The sequence below is a fragment of the Neobacillus niacini genome (genome assembly GCF_030817595.1).
Taxonomy (GTDB): domain Bacteria; phylum Bacillota; class Bacilli; order Bacillales; family Cytobacillaceae; genus Neobacillus; species Neobacillus niacini_G.
Window position 1 is genome coordinate 5,101,438 of record NZ_JAUSZN010000001.1, and the last position, 18,212, is coordinate 5,119,649.

The following is an 18,212-nucleotide window of genomic DNA, read 5'->3' on the forward strand; positions in this document are numbered from 1 at the left end:
AGTTGAAAGTGCTTTCAACGGATTATCTGAATAGGAGGGTAAGAGAGTGGAAGAATTAGTAAAAGCAGAGCAAACCATACCGGTTAGTAAACCAGCAGCAGCAACAAAACTAAGCAAAAACCTGACTTACATTAAAAAGAACTACATTCTTTATTTGCTTATTGCTCCTGCCGTTATTCTTACAATTATCTTTAAGTACATCCCCATATACGGGGCGACGATTGCCTTTAAAGATTTTAGTCCGATCCGGGGGATTACGGGGAGTGAGTGGGTAGGTTTTAAACATTTTACAAGTTTCCTAACGTCGCCTAATTTCATCGAAATATTAATGAACACGATTAAGCTAAGTTCCTTTGAACTTTTGATAGGATTTCCTATTCCTATTATATTGGCTCTTATGTTAAACCAACTCCGAAAATCGAGTGTGAAAAAGAATATTCAATTAGCCCTCTATGCACCACATTTCATATCAGTAGTGGTGGTTTCGGGAATGGTCTTTCTTTTTCTATCACCGGTTGGACCTATTAATGCATTGTTATCAACATTTCTAGATAAGCCGATTTCATTCATGTCTGACCCGGATTATTTTAGATCCATCTACATCTGGTCGGGAGTTTGGCAAGGTGCAGGCTGGGCTTCGATTGTTTATGTTGCCGCACTTGCGAACGTTGACCCGCAGCTTCATGAAGCTGCGACACTTGACGGGGCATCACTTCTTCAACGAATCTGGCATATTGATCTTCCAACGCTTAAGCCAGTAATGGCCGTATTGTTTATCTTAGCGGCTGGAGGCATTATGGGAATTGGTTTTGAAAAAGCTTATTTATTGCAAACACCAATGAATTCGCCATCATCAGAAATTATCGCTACTTATGTTTACAAACGAGGGCTGCTAGCAGGTGATTATTCGTTTGCAACCGCAGTTGGATTATTTAATGCCGTTGTGAATGTAATTTTACTCGGGGTTGTCAATCAAGTGGTTAAGAAACTAAACGAAGGCGAAGGACTCGTTTAAGGAAGGAGGAAAAGTATGAACAACCAAATCAAACATCCAAAGGGCGACCGAATTCTTCTTTTGACCAATAATATTCTACTAACCATTATCGTTCTTGCCATTGTGGGGCCACTATTATATGTCTTTTTATCGTCTTTCCTAGAACCGAATGCAATCATTCGAAAAGGACTATCGTTAAATGCCTCTGATTGGTCATTAGAAGGTTATACGCGACTCTTTACGGATGACACCATTGTGAGAGGATTTATAAATTCACTTCTTTATTCAACTGGATTTACGATTGTGACCGTTCTCGTTTGTCTCTTTGCCGGATACACGTTATCGGTAGAAGGCTTAGTTGGGAAAAAAGTATTTATGGTTTTCTTCTTATTTACCATGTTTTTTGGAGGAGGATTAATCCCGACTTATTTTGTTATTCGTGATTTAGGGATGCTGAATACAATTTGGGCCATTATCCTGCCTGGTGCTGTTAATGTCTGGTTTATTATTCTCGCTAGAACATATTTTAAAGCGGTTCCAAATGAGCTGAAGGAAGCAGCAAGAATCGATGGCGCCTCCGATTTAAAAATCTTTTTTAAAATCATTTTACCTTTATCGAAACCGATTATCTTTGTACTAGCTTTATATGCCTTCATTGGACAATGGAACGCCTACTTCGATGCGATGATATACCTGGATGATCGAGAATTACATCCGCTGCAATTAGTATTGCGTTCGATTTTGATTCAAAACGAGGTACAGCCAGGAATGGTTGCGGATGTAGAGGCAAGGAACGAGCTAATGAGGATTTCAGAGATGATCCGCTATTCATCGATTGTGATTGCAAGTTTACCGTTATTGATTATGTACCCATTCTTCCAAAAGTATTTTGAAAAGGGAGTAATGGTTGGTTCTCTAAAATAATACAAAAAAGTGAGGGTTTATGATGAAAAAAAGAATGCTTACAACCGCTTCAGCTCTACTGCTTTCAGGGTCATTACTTTTAACTGGCTGTACCAGCAAAAGCGGCGGCAGCGAAAGTTTCTCTTCTAAGGATTATGGGCTTAAGGATGTAACCTTCCCATTGAAAGAGGAAAAAACCTTAAAGATTATGACATCCAGTTCACCATTAGCTCCTGAGGATCCAAATGAAAAGTTAATTTTTCAACGATTAGAAGATCAAACGGGTGTGAAAATTGATTGGAGAAACTATACAACTGATATCTTTAATGAAAAACGTAATTTAGCAATTGCCAGCGGTGAGCTTCCAGACGCTATCTTTAATTCAGGTTTTAGCGATTATGAATTATTGAAGCATGCAAAGGATGGAGTCATTGTTCCGGTTGAAGATTTAATTCAGTATATGCCAAACTTACAAGCTGTTCTTGAAAAAGCACCACAATACAAATCAATGATGACGGCGCCTGATGGTCATATCTATGCATTCCCATGGATTGAGGAGTTAGGTGAAGGAAAAGAAAGTATTCACTCCCTTGATGCATTTCCATGGATTAATATGGAATGGTTAAACAAATTAGGGTTAGAAGTTCCAAAAACAACCGAAGAGTTAAAGCAAGTATTAATCGCTTTTAAAACACAGGATCCAAATGGTAATGGTGAAGCGGACGAGATTCCAATGTCATTCATTATTAATGACGGCGGACAAGATCCACATTCTTTATTTGGTGCATTTGGTCTAGGTGATAACTGGGATTTCACGGTTGTCACGAACGATGGAGAAGTAAAACTTACGGCGGCTGATGAAAGCTATAAAAAGGCCATTAGCTGGTTCAACGATTTATACAATGAAGGACTAATCGATATCGAGGCATTTGAACATGATTGGAATACGTATCTAGCAAAAGGCCGAGACAAAAAATATGGTTTGTACTTCACATGGGATAAAGGAAATATCACTGGAATGGGCGATGATTACGATCTGTTAGCTCCATTAAAAGGTCCAGAAGGACATCAGAATGTTGCGAGAACAAATGGAATGGGCTTTGACCGCTCGCGTTTAGTGGTAACATCGGCAAATAAAAACCTTGAATTAACAGCGAAGTGGATTGACCAGCTTTATGATCCATCTCAATCCGTACAAAATAACTGGGGTACGTATGGTGACGAAAAGCAACAAAACATTTTTGGGATGGATGAGGCAACAAAAATGTTAAAACACCTTCCATTAGAAGGTACCGCTCCAGTTGAATTAAGAGAAAAAACATCTGTCGGCGGGCCATTAGCGATCTTAGACAGCTACTACGGTACTGTCACTACAAAACCAGATGATGCTGCTTGGAGATTGAACTTAATGAAAGAAGTAATGGTTCCTTACATGGAAGCCGATAATATTTACCCACGTGTATTTTTCTCAATTGAGGACCTCGATCGACTTTCTGTAATCGAAACGGATATGTTTGCTTTTATTAAGAGAAAGCGTGCGGAATGGATTGCAAATGGCGGTGTTGAAAAAGAATGGAATGATTATCTAGCAGAATTAGATCGACTTGGACTACAAGAATGGCTAGAGATTAAGCAAAAAGGTTACGATCGAAATCAGGAATAATACCCGGTAAATGGTCTCAAGGCTGTACAGGTGCTTTGGCAATTGTACAGCCCCTTTTTACTAATTTAATAGAATAAGGAGCGATATAAATGATAAAAACCTATAAAGAGCAGTATCGTCCACAATTTCACTTTTCACCGGAAGAAAAGTGGCTGAATGATCCGAATGGAATGGTCTTTTTTAACGATGAATATCATTTGTTTTATCAACATCATCCATATGGTACAACATGGGGACCTATGCATTGGGGACATGCGGTAAGTAAAGACTTGATTCATTGGGAGCACCTTCCGATTGCCTTATATCCGGATGAACTGGGAGCTATTTTTTCAGGGAGCGCAGTCGTCGATTGGAACAATACCACAGGATTTTTTGAAAAAGATCAACCAGGATTGGTTGCGATTTATACGAGTGCCGGCACTTACCCTGATTCTGATCGACCACTTCAGCAACAAAGCTTAGCTTACAGTAAGGACAATGGAAGGACGTGGGTAAAATATGAAGGAAATCCTGTCCTTTCAGACGTTAACATTACCGATTACCGTGACCCTAAAGTTTTTTGGCATGAAGAGACAAATAAATGGGTGATGGTTCTGGCTACAGGTCAAACGATTACGATTTATACTTCTCTTAATCTAAAAGAATGGGATTTTGCAAGTGAATTTGGGCATACTGCCGGTTCGCATGATGGCGTTTGGGAATGTCCTGACTTATTCAAACTTCCAGTGGATGGCGGACAAGAAAAGTGGGTAATGATTGTAAGTATTGGTGATAACGGTCAATCACTAGAAGGCTCCAGAACACAATATTTTATCGGAGAGTTTGATGGAACCACTTTTGTGAATGACTATGACGATTCGACGATTCTTTGGTTAGATTATGGCCGTGATAATTATGCAGGTGTGAGCTGGTCTGATAACCAAGATGGAAGACGTATTTATCTTGGCTGGATGAGTAACTGGCGCTATGCTAATCAAGTCCCAACTAAGGCGTGGAGAAGCGCAATGACGTTACCAAGAGAACTATCCTTAGCTGCAACTGAAGCTGGCATCCGCATATTTCAAAAACCAGTAGCTGAAGTTAAAGAGATTAGAAAAGAAACGGAATCATATCCAATAATATCAGTTGAATCAGGGAACGCGGTTTCAATCCCGTTAGCTCATTCTTTAATGGAACTAACGATTGAGTTTGAAAAAGAAAGTTCAAGCCAATTTGGATTAATCATACGGCACTCTGAGGAAGAAAAAACCGTAATTGGTTATGATGCAGTAGAAGAAAAGCTATTTGTTGACCGCACACAATCTGGAGAAAATAGCTTTTCGACGTCCTTCCCAGCGGTACAAGAAGCACCATTAAAGTTGGAGGATCAAAGGTTAAAACTCCAGTTATTTTTAGACACTTCCTCCATTGAGGTATTTGCAAACAATGGTGAGGCTGCTATTACAAGCTTATTGTTTCCGTCTGAATCAGGGGGAGAACTTATTTTGTTTTCAAATGAAGGGACTACAAATGTGTTGGAATTAAACGTAACGGAACTTGATTCCATTTGGAGCAAGTAATGTAAGCATGGAAGCTCTAATCGGTTAATTGGTTAGAGCTTTATTTTTTAAAAGGATGGTGTTTGGTTTGAGTTCATCAATTATATGCATGGGTGAATTATTAATCGATTTTTTCTGTACCGATGTGGACATTAATTTAATAGAAGGGCAAAATTTTCAAAAACAGGCTGGGGGAGCGCCGGCAAATGTCTGTGCGACGATTGCGAAATTGGGAGGTACTGCTCTTTTTAGCGGAAAAGTTGGGAATGACCCATTTGGGCAATTTCTAAAGAAGACTCTTGATGACGTCCAAGTAGATACATCGATGGTTGTGTTTGATAATATTCACCCAACCACATTGGCCTTTGTATCCTTACAGGCAAACGGCGGAAGAGATTTTGTATTTAATCGCGGGGCAGATGCCTTTTTAATGGAGGAAGAAATTGATAGAGATAAGCTAAATGAGGCTGAAATTCATCATTTTGGCTCTGCCACTGCTTTATTAAGCGATCCTTTTCAAGCTACGTATTTTCATGTAATGCGCAATGCAAAGGAACAAGGTAAGTTTATTTCAATTGATCCTAATTACCGAGTAGATCTGTGGAGAAACAGAATTTCTGAATTTATCGAGTTAGCAAAAGAGGGAATCTCCTTAGCTGATTTTGTAAAAGTCAGTGATGAAGAGCTAAAACTAATTACAGGAATCGGTAATCTAGCTGAGGGAACAAAATATCTTCACGAATTAGGGGCAAAAGTAGTTGCAGTAACATTGGGAAGTGAGGGAACTTTACTGTCAAATGGGGAAAACAGTGAAATTGTCCCAAGTGTAAAAATAAAATCCATTGACTCCACCGGTGCCGGTGATGCGTTTGTTGGCGCGACCTTATTCCAATTTGCAAAAGATCACCCTACGATAGAAGACTTTGAGAAACTTAAAGAAATTATTTATTTTAGTAATAAAGTAGGTGCTTTAGTATGTACTAAGGTGGGGGCAATTAATGCAATTCCTACGTTAGAAGAAATATTATCTTTGTGATCCTCATAACAAAAATTGTTGTTCAAACTTCCGCCATAACATTTCAAACAAACTGTGAACTTAACACTATACCCATGTAATTAACAATCAAAATCCAATATAGTGTAAGTATAAAGAGCAAACAAATTTTGAAAGGCGGAATGACAAATGTTTAACAACTTTTTAAGAGAAAATAAAATCTCTGCAGCTATTTTAACTATTATTCGTTTATACCTTGGCTACTCTTGGTTCACAGCTGGTTTTCATAAATTAACAGGCGGCTTTGATGCTTCTGGATTCTTAAAAGGAGCCACAGCTAATCCCGTTAAAGGTCCCGATGGCACTATGGTTTATGCTTGGTATGTAGATTTCTTAAAACACTTTGCCCTTCCAAACATTGATGTCTTCAACTTCATCGTTCCTTGGGGCGAAACGTTAATCGGCTTAGGACTTCTTCTAGGATGTTTAACAACAGCAGCGATGTTCTTTGGTTTAGTAATGAACTTCAGCTTTTTCTTAGCTGGAACAGTTTCTCATAACCCAACAGACATCTTCTTAGGATTTATCATCCTAACAGCAGGCTACAATGCTGGAAGATATGGTTTAGACCGCTGGGTGGTTCCATTCATCCGCAAAACAACTAAGACTTCTACTACAAAATATAATGCAGCAGCCTAACTAGTAGGCACAAAGAGACGATTCGCTCCCCCCGAATCGTCTTTTTGTGTTAAAAAAGGAGTTGTGTGGTGAAATGTTGAATTTATAAGACTGGTAATTGTAAAAGTAAGGAGCTATCATACTATGAAAATTTCTAGCGAATTCCAGGAGAAAATTATTAACGCATTTGGCCCCGCTGGAGAGGCTTGGATAGAGTCTTTAGAGCAAAGAGTCGAAACTTATCTAGAAAAATGGGAGTTGAAGAGTGAAGGGCCTGTTGATAATCTTTCTTATAATTTCGTTATAAAAGTGACGGATTCAAATGGAAATCCATTGATTTTGAAGCTAGGAGTACCAAATTTCGATACTCGTAATGAGATGGTGACGCTTCAAATCTATAATGGGGAAGGGTGTGCAAAGCTTTTAAAGTCTGACCCTGAAAATGGCGTCATGCTGCAGGAAAGACTCATCCCTGGAAAAATGCTTTCTGCTGAAAGTGATGAAATGGTTGTTTTAGAGAATTTCATAAAAGTTTGGAAGTCCATTCGCAGACCTGTACCTGATGGAACCTCTACGCCATCCCTTACACATTGGTTTGAGGGGCTAACACGCTACCGTAATGCTGGAGGTGGTCCTATTTCATTGGAGCATGTCCAGTTAGCAGAGGAGTTTTTTCAACAAGTAATGAAAACTTCGGAAGGACCCCAGCTGCTTCACGGCGATCTGCACCATGAAAATATTCTCTATTCTGAGGAAAAGGGCTGGATGGCCATTGACCCAAAAGGTGTCGCAGGCGACCCATATTTTGATGTGATTTCTTTTTTAATCAATCAATTAAAATCAAAGCCCGATCCAAAAAGCATCCTGAAACTTCGTGTCGATACCATCAGCGAACAGATGGAGCTTGATCGCGGGCGATTGCTAAAAGCTGCAATTGCACTAGGAACACTCTATGCATGCTGGGGTGTAGAGGATTTAGCGGATTGGGAAACCACCTATCAATGTGTAAAATGGTTTATTGAATTTTTAGAGTAAGGAAAGGCGATTCAAATTTGAATCGTCTTTTTTCTACCCAATAATACCGAATGAACAGTAACCCAGCTAAATAGAATGAAAGGGGGACATTTTTTTAAAAAGTCATAGTGAATGGTGGTAATAGAATGAAGGAAATAACCATTGACCCTTATATCCACGTTCGTATGGTAAAAAGTTTTGAATACGACCCGAGGGGAAAGAAAATCAGCTTTATTTCGGATTTTACAGGGGTCCCGCAGGTATGGGAGCTTGACCGGGAGGACAGGTGGCCGGCGCAAACCTCTTTTACGATGAAAGGAATCACTTTTATTAAATATATTGCTGGAACGTCCGACTTGGTTTTTGGGATGGATGCGGATGGCGATGAAAAAGAGCAGCTATACTTATTAAAGGAGAATGGTGATAAAATCGCTCTGACCAACTCACCTGAACATCTTCATTTATTTGGCGACAGCTCACCGGATGGGAAATGGATTGCTTGGTCTAGTAACCGTCGGAATCAAGAATATTTAGATATATATATTCAAAATCTGGAGACCTTGGAAATTCGCCGGGTTTTTACCCAGGACGGAACGTATATGGTGGAAAAATGGTTTCCAGATGGGAAATCGCTTTTAGTAAAAAAAGCAAACTCTCCCCTTGATCATGATTTAGGGGTATTTTCACTTTCTACCGGAAAAATGGACTGGATTACTGCGCATAAGGGTGAAGCCAGTTATAAGGATTTTCATTTTAATAAGGAAGGGGACCATCTATATTTTTTAACCAATCAGGATAGTGAGTTCTTTGGTCTCGCCTTGATTGAGTTATCTACAAAACAATTTACCTGGCTGGAGAGAGAAAAGTGGGACCTTGAAGACCTAGCTATGAATAAGGATAAAAACAAATTAGCTTTTTCCGTCAATGAAGGTGGAATTTCAAAGGGCTGTCTCATTGACCTGGACCGAAGTAAATTATATACATGGAATACACCCATGGGGGTGATTTATAATCTCAGATTCTCACCGAATCAACAAAAGCTGGGCTTTGTGTTAAATGGACCAGCCCATCCTCCGGATATATGGGAGGTGGACATAAAGACGCTCCAAGCGAAGCGGCTTACCTATATCTCGCGCACCCCCATTCTTGAGGAAAAACTAATTGAGCCTGAACAAATATCGTTCCTATCCTTTGACCAGCTTCAAATACCTGCCTTTTACTATAAGCCCAATCGTAATGCTGACAAAGCCCAGGTGGTTGTCTATATTCATGGAGGACCGGAAAGCCAAAGCCGTGCGGTGTACAGCCCCTTTTTGCAATATTTCATAAACCAGGGTTATGCAGTGGTGGCCCCTAATATTCGAGGCAGTACTGGTTATGGGAAAACCTACACACATCTTGATGATGGGCGAAAACGAATGGACGCGGTAAAGGATGTAATTTTTTTAATGGAATGGCTGAAAAAAACTGGGGATATCGACACTAAAAAGGCAGCGATTGTCGGAGGGAGCTATGGCGGATTTATCGTCCTCGCTGCCATCAGCCACTTTCCAGAATTGTGGGCAGCGGCGATTGATATCGTAGGTATGTCGAGTATCCGAACCTTCCTGCAAACAACCAGTCCTTGGCGAAAAAAATTGCGAGAGGCCGAATATGGAACCATTGAAAAGGACGGTGATTTTTTTGACCAAATTGATCCTCTGAATCATGCGGATAAGATTAAAGCACCGCTAATGATTATTCATGGAGTGAATGACCCTCGTGTTTCCATCCAAGAATCAGATCAAATTGTTAGCAAACTAAAGAAACGTAATCATCCTGTCCAGTATATCCGCATCGAAGAGGAAGGACACACGATGATGAAGTTAAAGAATAAACTAAATTCCTATTCAGAGATGGCGGAGTTTCTTGAAAAATATTTAGGGAAGTGATGATTTTTCATAGGATAATAGTAGGATTTTGTAGGAAACTTCTAATCAGAACAAATGTTTTGTTGTATGATAAAGGTTACATTGAAAATAGAGGTGGATGTAACTTTGAATGGTACCGCACATACAGCAATTGGAGCCGCAACAGGATTTATCGCGGCAAACACCTTTCATTCCTCTCCGACTGAGACCGTGATTCTCGTTGGACTAGGAGCAGTTTCGGGATTAATGCCTGATTTAGATATTGATGGAAAGCTACGCGGTAAAATTACCCTATCCCATAAAGTGATTCGGTTGGCGGCATTGTTTATTGGGATTCTAATGGTCTTTTATAGTTTCTATGAGGGCAGCGCAGTAGATAAATGGTTTGGTATCGGTAGTGGTCTGGTGATCATAATTGTTTCTTCCCTGATTAAACAAAAGCATATGTTAACCATCACTGGAATTGGCGTGCTGGCAGGGGGAATCTCGTTATCGGAGGTATGGTTAATTCTGCTTGGAATTTATATCGTCATAGCGTCCATCACCTCACACCGCAGCTATACTCATTCTATCTTGGGCGTCATTTTCTTTGGGATAATTGCATCAAAACTAGAGGGATCAATTGGAATCGACGGCGTTTTCTATGCCTGTCTGGGGGGATATATCAGTCATTTAATGGCCGATTTAAAAATATTACCGTTTAATAGACGTGGTATTAAGCTGTTTTTACCTATTACAAAGATAGAATTATAGTTTAAAACATAAAAGCTGGTGACAGGCATCTCCTCAAAAACAAACAAAGTGTCCACACCACGTGGACACTTTGTTTGTTTTGTCCACGAGTGGTGACAGGCACCGCATCAGGCACCGCTTTAGGATACATATCCAGCGTGCTTTGACAGCCGGGAAGCTAGGTCGATTATTTCTTCGATGGCTTTTTGTTTTTTTGTTTTCCAGCTGTTTTCCATCATGGTGAAGCTGATTCCATAGATTAGCTTATTTTCGTGGTTGTAGATTGGGGCGGAGACACAATAAAATCCTAGGGCTGCTTCTTGTTCTTCACAAATATATCCGACCTTTTTGGCCGCTTCAATTTGATGCCAAAGTTCTTCCTTATCCTTTACCGTAAAAGGAGTCGACTGGTCTAATTGCTTATTCGCATAGAGATTTTGAAACTCTTCATAGCTAAATTGAGTTAATTGGATTTTTCCAATCGCGGTTGCATGAGCTGGGAATTGCATCCCTGGGTCTGACATGAGGCGGACGCGGGAATCGTTTTCTTCCTTTGCCAAATAGACGATATTGGTTCCGTGCAGTGTTCCCATTTGGATCGTTTCATCGATAACCTTTACCGATTTTGACGCTTCTTTATAAAATAATTCCAAGAGATTAAACTTGCGAAAATAAGCGGCACTATATCCGCCTAAAGTGGGTCCTAATGTATAGGTATCCCCATGATCTTTTACAATCCACCCCAGCGTTTCTAACGTATTTAACAGTGAAAACATGGTACTTTTATTAATATTCAAGGCCTTTGAAAGGTCTATTAATCTGTGCTTTCCTGGTTCCTTCGCTATTAAACCAATGACGAGATTGGTTCGTTCAATCGCAGGAACCCAATATTTTTCTGACAAAGTATCACCTTTTTTCAAATTCTTAAGTATGTATATGTTTTATTATAAATGAAAGAGGAGGATAACATGTACAGGGGAATAGAATAATGGTAAAAAAATAGCTGCCCAGTTGCTTTAAGCGACTGAACAGCCATACTTCTTATGATTGATGTTGAGGAACAATAATAGAATTATCCTCTAAAATACTTCTAACTCGTTCTAGCTTTTCTGTGCTGACTGAACGAACCGGAGCTAAAACTTCTGTAGAAATGTCAATTCCCCGTAAGCGAATCGCTTCTTTTACCACATTCATAAACGGAGAATCGAGTTTGTATAAAGGTAGTAAGGCAGCGAGTTTTTGGTGCTGCTCTATTGCTTTTGCATAGTCGCCATGTTTAAAGGATTGATAGATTCCTACTGAAATTTCTGGTGCAAAAGACGCTGTTAAAGGAATTGAACCGTCACCGCCGAGTGCCAATGTATTAAGGAGGTGCTCATCATATCCAGCGAACACAGCAAAATCCGGTCGTTCGGACTTAATGACTTGAATTAATTCTCGTGTGTGTCCTACTGCTAGAACGGTGTCCTTGATACCTACGATATTCGGGTATTGTTTTACAAGTTTTAACACAAAGTCAGCTGATAGATCCTGTCCCGTTAATTCTGGATAGTTATAGATTAAAATCGGCAGGTCGACATTCTCAGCTATTTCTGCATAATGTTGAAAAAGACTTTCTTCCGTCAGCTTATAGTAAAAAGGATTTACTACAAGGACACCATCAGCGCCAATGCTTTTTGCATGAAGGCTCAATGAAATTGTTTCATTTGTACTTGGGGAGCCTGTTCCAATTAAAACAGGGACAGTCCATTTACATAACGAGTGGTAAATTCAGCAACTTCTTTTCTTAACTCAAATGGCATTTGTCCAAACTCTCCGCCTGATCCTAAAACGAAAAGCCCATCTACTTTTGACTCGATGAGAAAATCGATTAGATTTCCCATCCCATTTTCATCCAGTTTACCTTCTTTAAACAAAATGGTTGGTACGGGTGGAATAACTCCTTTAAATAAAGTAGCCATGGAAATCCCCTTCCTTTATTTTAAATATTAAACCTAGGTTTAATATACTAAACTACTAATATTTTAACATATATTTGGTATTTGTTACCACGGTTTGTTTCATAATTTTGAGAAATTTAAGCAAAGGGAAGGAGTTTATGAATTTTTTTGAATTTTTGGTTGATAGTATTTTTTATGTTGAAAAGAGGTCACATGGATTTGTTCATGTGACCTTTTCTTATGGAGACCTGTCAATTATATAGAACCCGCGGTTTGCAGGACTTGTTCGTGAATCTCGTTTTCTGTGACTGTATAAATACGTGGAACACGTTTTCCAATTAAACACACAACCTCATAATTAATCGTTCCCATCAAGAGCGCAATCTCATCCACAGATTGAAATGCTTCAGCATTTCCACCAAAAATAATGACTTCATCTCCCTGCTGGCACGAGGGTAAGCTTGTTACATCAATCATCGTTTGGTCCATGCAGACGCGACCCGCTACGAGAACCTTTTGTCCATGTAGAAGAAATTGTCCACAGTTGGAAAGTTGCCTAGAGAGCCCGTCTGCATATCCGATTGGGAGTGTAGCAATGACCCTTTCATTTGAAGGAATATAGGTGCATCCATAGCTAACCGGCTGCGACTTGGCTACCTTTTTAAGACCCGCAATTTTCGTTTTAAGTGTCATCGCTTGCTGAAGTGAAATGGGATGTGCCTTTAACGACACGTCGGGATACAGGCCATACAAGCCAATGCCGACACGGACCATATCTAGGTGCATATCAGGGAAGTTCATTGTCCCAGCGGTATTGCAGCAATGCTTTAAAGGGATAGAAATTTGGTTTTCTTCTAAATAGGTAATGACCGAACGAAATCGCTCGAATTGCTGACGCGTATAGGATGGATCCTCACTATCGGCGTTAGCAAAGTGGGTGAAGATACCTTTAATTGTGACAAAAGTTGAATTAGCTGCTTTGTTTGCTAAAACAAGTGCTTCTTCCTTTGTTTGAACACCAATTCTTGTCATTCCGGTATCGACTTTTAAATGAATGAAAACCGTTTTTTGAAGCTCTTCGGACTGAATAATAATTTCGTCAAGGACTTCCTCACTAAAAACCGTTAGATCAACCCCTGCAATAATTGCCTGCCGGATAGAGCGGATGGGAGTATAACCCAATACAAGAATGGGCTGAGTTATCCCTGCCTCACGCAATTCGATCGCTTCATCCAAAATCGCCACTGCTAAGTAATCCGCGCCCGCTTCTACAGCCGCTCTCGCCACCGGGACTGCCCCGTGCCCGTAACCATCTGCTTTGACCACAGCCATTAAGCCAACACATTCTCCAATGTGTTTTTTGAATTCTTCCGTATTATGTCTAATCGCGTCCAATGAAATATCCGCCCATGTATCTCGATAACTATGTTGATTCAAGAATCTCCCTCCCAAGTTCCCCTATGAAAAAACCCTCAAGATAAACTTGAGGGTACCAAGATGGTTAGTTCAATACGATTTCTTTTTCCAATGCTTCTTCCACTGGTACATATACATAGTTTAGGTCTCTTGCTACCGCTTCATAAGTAATTTCGCCGTTAGCAACGTTCACTCCAAGCTTTAATGCTGGATTTTCAGAGATTGCACGCGCTACACCTTTATTCGCGATTTGCAATGCATAAGGAACAGTCGCATTTGTTAGAGCCATTGTAGATGTTCTTGGAACCGCTCCTGGCATGTTCGCAACGGAGTAGTGGACAACACCATGCTTTTCAAAAGTTGGGTTATCGTGAGTTGTTACATGATCAATCGTTTCAACGCTTCCGCCTTGGTCAATCGCAACGTCAACGATTACAGAACCAGGTTTCATCGTTTTAATCATTTCTTCAGTTACTAGTTTAGGAGCCTTTGCACCTGGAATTAATACCGCACCGATTACTAAGTCCGCTTCTTTCACAGCCTCAGCAATGTTAAATGGATTTGAAATTAATGTTTTAATTTGGTTTCCAAAGACATCATCTAAATAACGAAGACGGTCTGCGCTTAAGTCAATAATCGTTACATCTGCGCCTAAGCCAATCGCCATTTTTGCCGCGTTTGTTCCGACAATCCCGCCGCCAATGATCGTAACCTTACCACGGCTAACCCCTGGAACACCTGCAAGCAGAATGCCTTTACCGCCATTGAATTTTTGTAAAAATTGTGCCCCGATTTGTGCAGACATACGGCCAGCTACTTCGCTCATTGGTGTAAGAAGTGGCAGCGTACGGTTAACCGATACTGTTTCGTAAGCAATCGCAATAACACCGCTGTCTTTAAGTGCCTGAGCTAAAGCAGGCTCTGCAGCTAAATGCAGATAAGTAAATAATACTAAACCTGGACGGAAGTATTTGTATTCACTGGCAAGAGGTTCTTTCACCTTCATGATCATTTCAGATTGATTCCAAACATCAGCTGCTAATTCTATTAATTCTGCACCTGCTTGAGCATAATCGGCATCAACGAAACCGCTTCCAATTCCAGCCCCTTTTTCAACTAATACCTTATGTCCAGCCTGTATAAATGAAACAACCCCTGCTGGAGTTAATGCCACACGGTTTTCATTGTTTTTAATTTCTTTCACTACGCCAATAATCATTATCGGTATCCCCCTTGGAAGTCTTTAGTGAGTTTTTCTGACTTTAGAATAATCCTTTCAAAACCATTTTTCTTTGTTTAGAAAGTAGAAATAACACGATTCTATTTGTGGAATTACACAAAACGTTCACAAATTCCTTGCTATAAAAGGAAAAATGACAAGGCTTACAAATTAAAAAAATCAAGTTTTGTTTTGTTGGAATTTTCAAACAGATGGTGAACACCTTTTAGGTGTCACCACTATTTTTTGAACTTTTCAAGTTTAAGGTCTAGATAGAGGGATATTTTTTGGTTTGGGTCTTTTAGATTAATTTCACCGATTTCGGATATTCGTTTGAGCCGATAGTTTAGCGTGTTTGTGTGTACATTTAATGCATTTGCGGCTTCATGGACATTGCTGTCTTTATTTAAAAAAACTTCTAATGTTTCGACGAGGTCGGTGTTATTTTTTTTATCATATTCTTGAAGCCTTTTTAGAGAATAGTTTTCATTCTGGTCCGTACCAGCTTTTTCTATCAAAACATCAATATACTTATAGATTCCTAAGCTTTGGTAGCCATGGATTTCTTTTGCTTCACTAGGGAATTTTCTTTTTACCGATAATACGGTTCGAGCCTCTTTGTATGCTTTTTCCACTTTTCCTAAATCACAATAAACACTGCTATAGCCCTGAACGATTGATTCAATTCCAAATCGTTCTTTCATCTTAACAACAAACAGCTCACAAAATGCATTTAGTTTATTCACCGGCTGCTGGTTCCCGTCAAGAGCAATAAACAAAATTAATTGTTGATGGTCAATGGTGTGCAGTAAAATCTTTGGCAGTTGAATTGTTTTTAACAGATAGGCTATCTGCTTTTCATCCTCTCGTCCTAATTCCTTTGAAAATTGAAAAACGGCAACACCAAATAGTGTAGGAGGCGAAATTTGCAACGCATGAAACTTATTTATAATTTCTTCATTGGAAGAAAGATGACTTGTTAACAGTTGCCAGAAAAACTCTTGATATTGTTCTTCTTTTTTATTTTTACGGTTTTGCAGTTGAATCAATTTATTTTTGGTTGCGTCCGCCGCTCGCTTTAAACAATCCATTTCTTCGTCGCCTAGTGTTTTTTCAATCTCTAACGCCCAAATGAAGCCGAGTACTTCATCATTTTTCCAAATGGATACCGCTACTCTATTTCCTAGTCCAATCTCATCCACCGTCTTAACCCTTACTGGTTCACGGCTGTTTAACAAGGAAGGAATGACCCCTTCCTTCCATAAGGAATTGATGACTTTTTCCGGTACCCGGCGGCCGATGATTGTGGCAATCCTTGCCGGGTCGGTCCGATCATCATGGGTACTGTAGGCAAGGAGACGATGGTTCGCGTCTTCTATGGTGATCGGACAATGTAAAACTTCACTTACCATATCTGCAAATTCTTCTAGACTATCAAAGCTTGCGCGAAACGGATCATTTTTCATAAACTACCACCTTTATCAATGAGATTGTGCACAATGTAACGTATTTGTCATTTAAAACAATATTCTTTTAATAGATTTGTATTTATTCTACAATATAAAATGTTCACAGATATGTTATATTAATTTCACAAAGTTTTAACTTTTGTTGGTTTTAAAGACATTGTAAACGCTATCATTTAGAAAAAGAATAGGAGGATATTATTTAAATATAAACAGAAGTTTTATTTAGAATAATATTGTATCTTTTTTGGTGTAAAAGGGAAATAGGAGATTTAAACTAAATAGGGGGTAGACTATGCAAAAAAATCCAAATCAATTACAAAGAGGTTTAGAAGAAAGACATATCACGCTGATGTCACTAGGAGCAGCAATTGGGGTAGGTCTGTTTCTAGGGTCTGCAACTGCGATTAAGCTTGCGGGACCTGGTATTATTCTCGGTTATGCTTTTGCCGGTATGATTATGTTCTTTATTATGAGGGCACTTGGTGAGATGGCGATTCAAAAACCTGTTGCCGGATCTTTCAGTCAATATGCTCGTGATTATTTAGGCGCGCTGCCTGGTTTCCTAACAGGATGGAATTATTGGTTCTTATGGGTTGTAACTTGTATGGCCGAGATTACAGCAGCAGGAATCTACATGGAGTATTGGTTCCCAGAAGTACCTCGCTGGATTTGGGCACTATCAGCACTAGTCATCATGGCTTCGGTCAATTTTCTAAATGTAAAAGCGTATGGCGAACTTGAGTTTTGGTTTGCATTAATAAAGATTGTGACCATCATCTTCATGATCGTAAGTGGTATTGGCATGATTGTGTTTGGAATTGGTAATGGCGGTATTGCTACTGGTATCAGCAATCTTTGGGAGAATGGGGGAATCCTTCCAAATGGTATCACTGGGGTATTAATGTCCTTACAAATGGTTATGTTTGCTTTCTTGGGTATTGAGATGATTGGGATTACCGCCGGTGAAGTAAAGAATCCGGAAAAAACATTATCTAAAGCGATTGATAGCGTTTTTTGGCGAATTCTTATCTTCTATGTAGGGGCATTGTTTGTCATTATGTCCATTTATCCATGGACCGAAATCGGTGCTGAAGGCAGTCCGTTCGTATTGACCTTTGATAGGCTTGGAATCCCTGCAGCAGCAGGAATCATCAACTTTGTTGTCTTAACGGCTGCACTTTCATCATGTAACGGGGGTATTTTTAGTACAGCCCGTATGTTATTCAACTTAGCTGAAAATGATGAAGCACCGAAGGGGTTTGGCAAATTAAACAAGAATGGTGTTCCAAGTACTGCTGTCTTAGTAACGGCAGGTGCCCTTTTAGTAGGTGTTGTTCTTAACTATTTGGTACCAGCAAAAGTATTTACATGGGTAACAGCTATTTCAACGTTTGGTGCGATATGGACGTGGTCTATGATTTTATTATCACAAATTAAGTATCGTAAGGGTTTAAATCCAAATCAAGTAAAAGGCCTAAAATATAAAATGCCGTTATTCCCATTCACTTCCTACGTTTCTTTAGCATTCTTACTTCTAGTAGTAGGATTAATGGCATTCTTCCCAGATACTAGAATCGCGTTAATCGTTGGACCGCTTTGGCTAGGAATCTTAACGGCCTTCTATTATGGTAAGGGGTATCATAAACGAGGGAAACAAAATGAGAATAAAATTCAAAAAGTGATATAAGTGGTGCCTGTTGCCACTTAAAATTAAATTTTCTATATTGAAAGCGTAAGTGGGC

14 protein-coding genes and 1 pseudogene are annotated in these 18,212 nt (G+C 39.6%); 10 read left to right on the forward strand and 5 right to left on the reverse strand.

What is annotated here, in order from left to right:
* Positions 1-76 precede the first annotated feature (76 nt).
* The 9 genes from QFZ31_RS24195 (at position 77) to QFZ31_RS24235 (ending at position 10,447) form a co-directional block, all read left to right on the forward strand.
* A complete protein-coding gene (locus tag QFZ31_RS24195; protein ID WP_307311773.1) occupies positions 77-1,015 on the forward strand; it encodes an ABC transporter permease in 939 nt (312 codons plus the stop codon).
* A 15-nt stretch (positions 1,016-1,030) separates the two neighbouring features.
* On the forward strand, positions 1,031-1,918 hold the full coding sequence (locus QFZ31_RS24200; protein WP_307307829.1) for a carbohydrate ABC transporter permease: 888 nt from the start codon (positions 1,031-1,033) through the stop codon (positions 1,916-1,918).
* Between the two features lie 22 nt (positions 1,919-1,940).
* Complete coding sequence (locus tag QFZ31_RS24205; protein ID WP_307307831.1) at positions 1,941-3,560, forward strand: ABC transporter substrate-binding protein; 1,620 nt, start codon at positions 1,941-1,943, stop codon at positions 3,558-3,560.
* An 89-nt stretch (positions 3,561-3,649) separates the two neighbouring features.
* A complete protein-coding gene (locus tag QFZ31_RS24210; RefSeq protein ID WP_307307834.1) occupies positions 3,650-5,119 on the forward strand; it encodes a glycoside hydrolase family 32 protein in 1,470 nt (489 codons plus the stop codon).
* A gap of 88 nt (positions 5,120-5,207) precedes the next feature.
* Entirely contained in the window at positions 5,208-6,134 is a 927-nt protein-coding gene (locus QFZ31_RS24215) for a carbohydrate kinase family protein (RefSeq protein ID WP_373459932.1), read from the forward strand.
* 147 nt (positions 6,135-6,281) lie between these two features.
* On the forward strand, positions 6,282-6,791 hold the full coding sequence (locus QFZ31_RS24220) for a DoxX family membrane protein (RefSeq protein ID WP_307307836.1): 510 nt from the start codon (positions 6,282-6,284) through the stop codon (positions 6,789-6,791).
* A gap of 123 nt (positions 6,792-6,914) precedes the next feature.
* Positions 6,915-7,805, forward strand: coding sequence for an aminoglycoside phosphotransferase family protein (locus QFZ31_RS24225; RefSeq protein WP_307307839.1), 891 nt, complete (start codon positions 6,915-6,917; stop codon positions 7,803-7,805).
* 125 nt (positions 7,806-7,930) lie between these two features.
* Positions 7,931-9,715: an alpha/beta hydrolase family protein gene (locus QFZ31_RS24230; RefSeq protein ID WP_307307842.1), complete on the forward strand. Its 1,785-nt coding sequence runs from the start codon at positions 7,931-7,933 to the stop codon at positions 9,713-9,715.
* Between the two features lie 105 nt (positions 9,716-9,820).
* Positions 9,821-10,447 (forward strand): metal-dependent hydrolase, encoded by a 627-nt coding sequence (locus tag QFZ31_RS24235; RefSeq protein ID WP_307307845.1) that lies wholly within the window; start codon positions 9,821-9,823, stop codon positions 10,445-10,447.
* A 119-nt stretch (positions 10,448-10,566) separates the two neighbouring features.
* On the opposite strand, the gene QFZ31_RS24240 is transcribed toward QFZ31_RS24235, so the two are convergent.
* The 5 genes and pseudogenes from QFZ31_RS24240 to QFZ31_RS24265 all read right to left on the reverse strand — a co-directional run bounded on the left by QFZ31_RS24240 (position 10,567) and on the right by QFZ31_RS24265 (position 16,467).
* Entirely contained in the window at positions 10,567-11,328 is a 762-nt protein-coding gene (locus QFZ31_RS24240; RefSeq protein WP_307307848.1) for an IclR family transcriptional regulator, read from the reverse strand.
* Positions 11,329-11,467: 139 nt separating this feature from the next.
* Positions 11,468-12,387, reverse strand: a pseudogene (locus tag QFZ31_RS24245) (dihydrodipicolinate synthase family protein).
* Between the two features lie 234 nt (positions 12,388-12,621).
* Positions 12,622-13,803: an alanine racemase gene (gene alr, locus QFZ31_RS24255; protein ID WP_307307860.1), complete on the reverse strand. Its 1,182-nt coding sequence runs from the start codon at positions 13,801-13,803 to the stop codon at positions 12,622-12,624.
* Positions 13,804-13,867: 64 nt separating this feature from the next.
* Positions 13,868-15,001 carry an alanine dehydrogenase gene (gene ald, locus QFZ31_RS24260; RefSeq protein ID WP_307307862.1) on the reverse strand — a complete coding sequence of 378 codons (1,134 nt, stop codon included), beginning with the start codon at positions 14,999-15,001 and terminating at the stop codon, positions 13,868-13,870.
* A 239-nt stretch (positions 15,002-15,240) separates the two neighbouring features.
* Positions 15,241-16,467, reverse strand: coding sequence for a PucR family transcriptional regulator (locus QFZ31_RS24265; RefSeq protein ID WP_307307865.1), 1,227 nt, complete (start codon positions 16,465-16,467; stop codon positions 15,241-15,243).
* A 295-nt stretch (positions 16,468-16,762) separates the two neighbouring features.
* Between QFZ31_RS24265 and QFZ31_RS24270 the strand changes: the two genes are divergently transcribed.
* Positions 16,763-18,157, forward strand: a complete 1,395-nt coding sequence (locus tag QFZ31_RS24270) for an amino acid permease (RefSeq protein ID WP_307307868.1) — start codon at positions 16,763-16,765, stop codon at positions 18,155-18,157.
* Positions 18,158-18,212 lie beyond the last annotated feature (55 nt).

Bases quoted from the DNA above. Each gene is read 5' to 3' on its own strand.
- QFZ31_RS24200 (WP_307307829.1), top strand. From the start codon at position 1,031: ATGAACAACCAAATCAAACATCCAAAGGGCGACCGAATTCTTCTTTTG.
- QFZ31_RS24205 (WP_307307831.1), top strand. From the start codon at position 1,941: ATGAAAAAAAGAATGCTTACAACCGCTTCAGCTCTACTGCTTTCAGGG.
- QFZ31_RS24210 (WP_307307834.1), top strand. From the start codon at position 3,650: ATGATAAAAACCTATAAAGAGCAGTATCGTCCACAATTTCACTTTTCA.
- QFZ31_RS24215 (WP_373459932.1), top strand. From the start codon at position 5,208: ATGGGTGAATTATTAATCGATTTTTTCTGTACCGATGTGGACATTAAT.
- QFZ31_RS24220 (WP_307307836.1), top strand. From the start codon at position 6,282: ATGTTTAACAACTTTTTAAGAGAAAATAAAATCTCTGCAGCTATTTTA.
- QFZ31_RS24225 (WP_307307839.1), top strand. From the start codon at position 6,915: ATGAAAATTTCTAGCGAATTCCAGGAGAAAATTATTAACGCATTTGGC.
- QFZ31_RS24230 (WP_307307842.1), top strand. From the start codon at position 7,931: ATGAAGGAAATAACCATTGACCCTTATATCCACGTTCGTATGGTAAAA.
- ald (WP_307307862.1), bottom strand. From the start codon at position 15,001: ATGATTATTGGCGTAGTGAAAGAAATTAAAAACAATGAAAACCGTGTG.
- QFZ31_RS24265 (WP_307307865.1), bottom strand. From the start codon at position 16,467: ATGAAAAATGATCCGTTTCGCGCAAGCTTTGATAGTCTAGAAGAATTT.
- QFZ31_RS24270 (WP_307307868.1), top strand. From the start codon at position 16,763: ATGCAAAAAAATCCAAATCAATTACAAAGAGGTTTAGAAGAAAGACAT.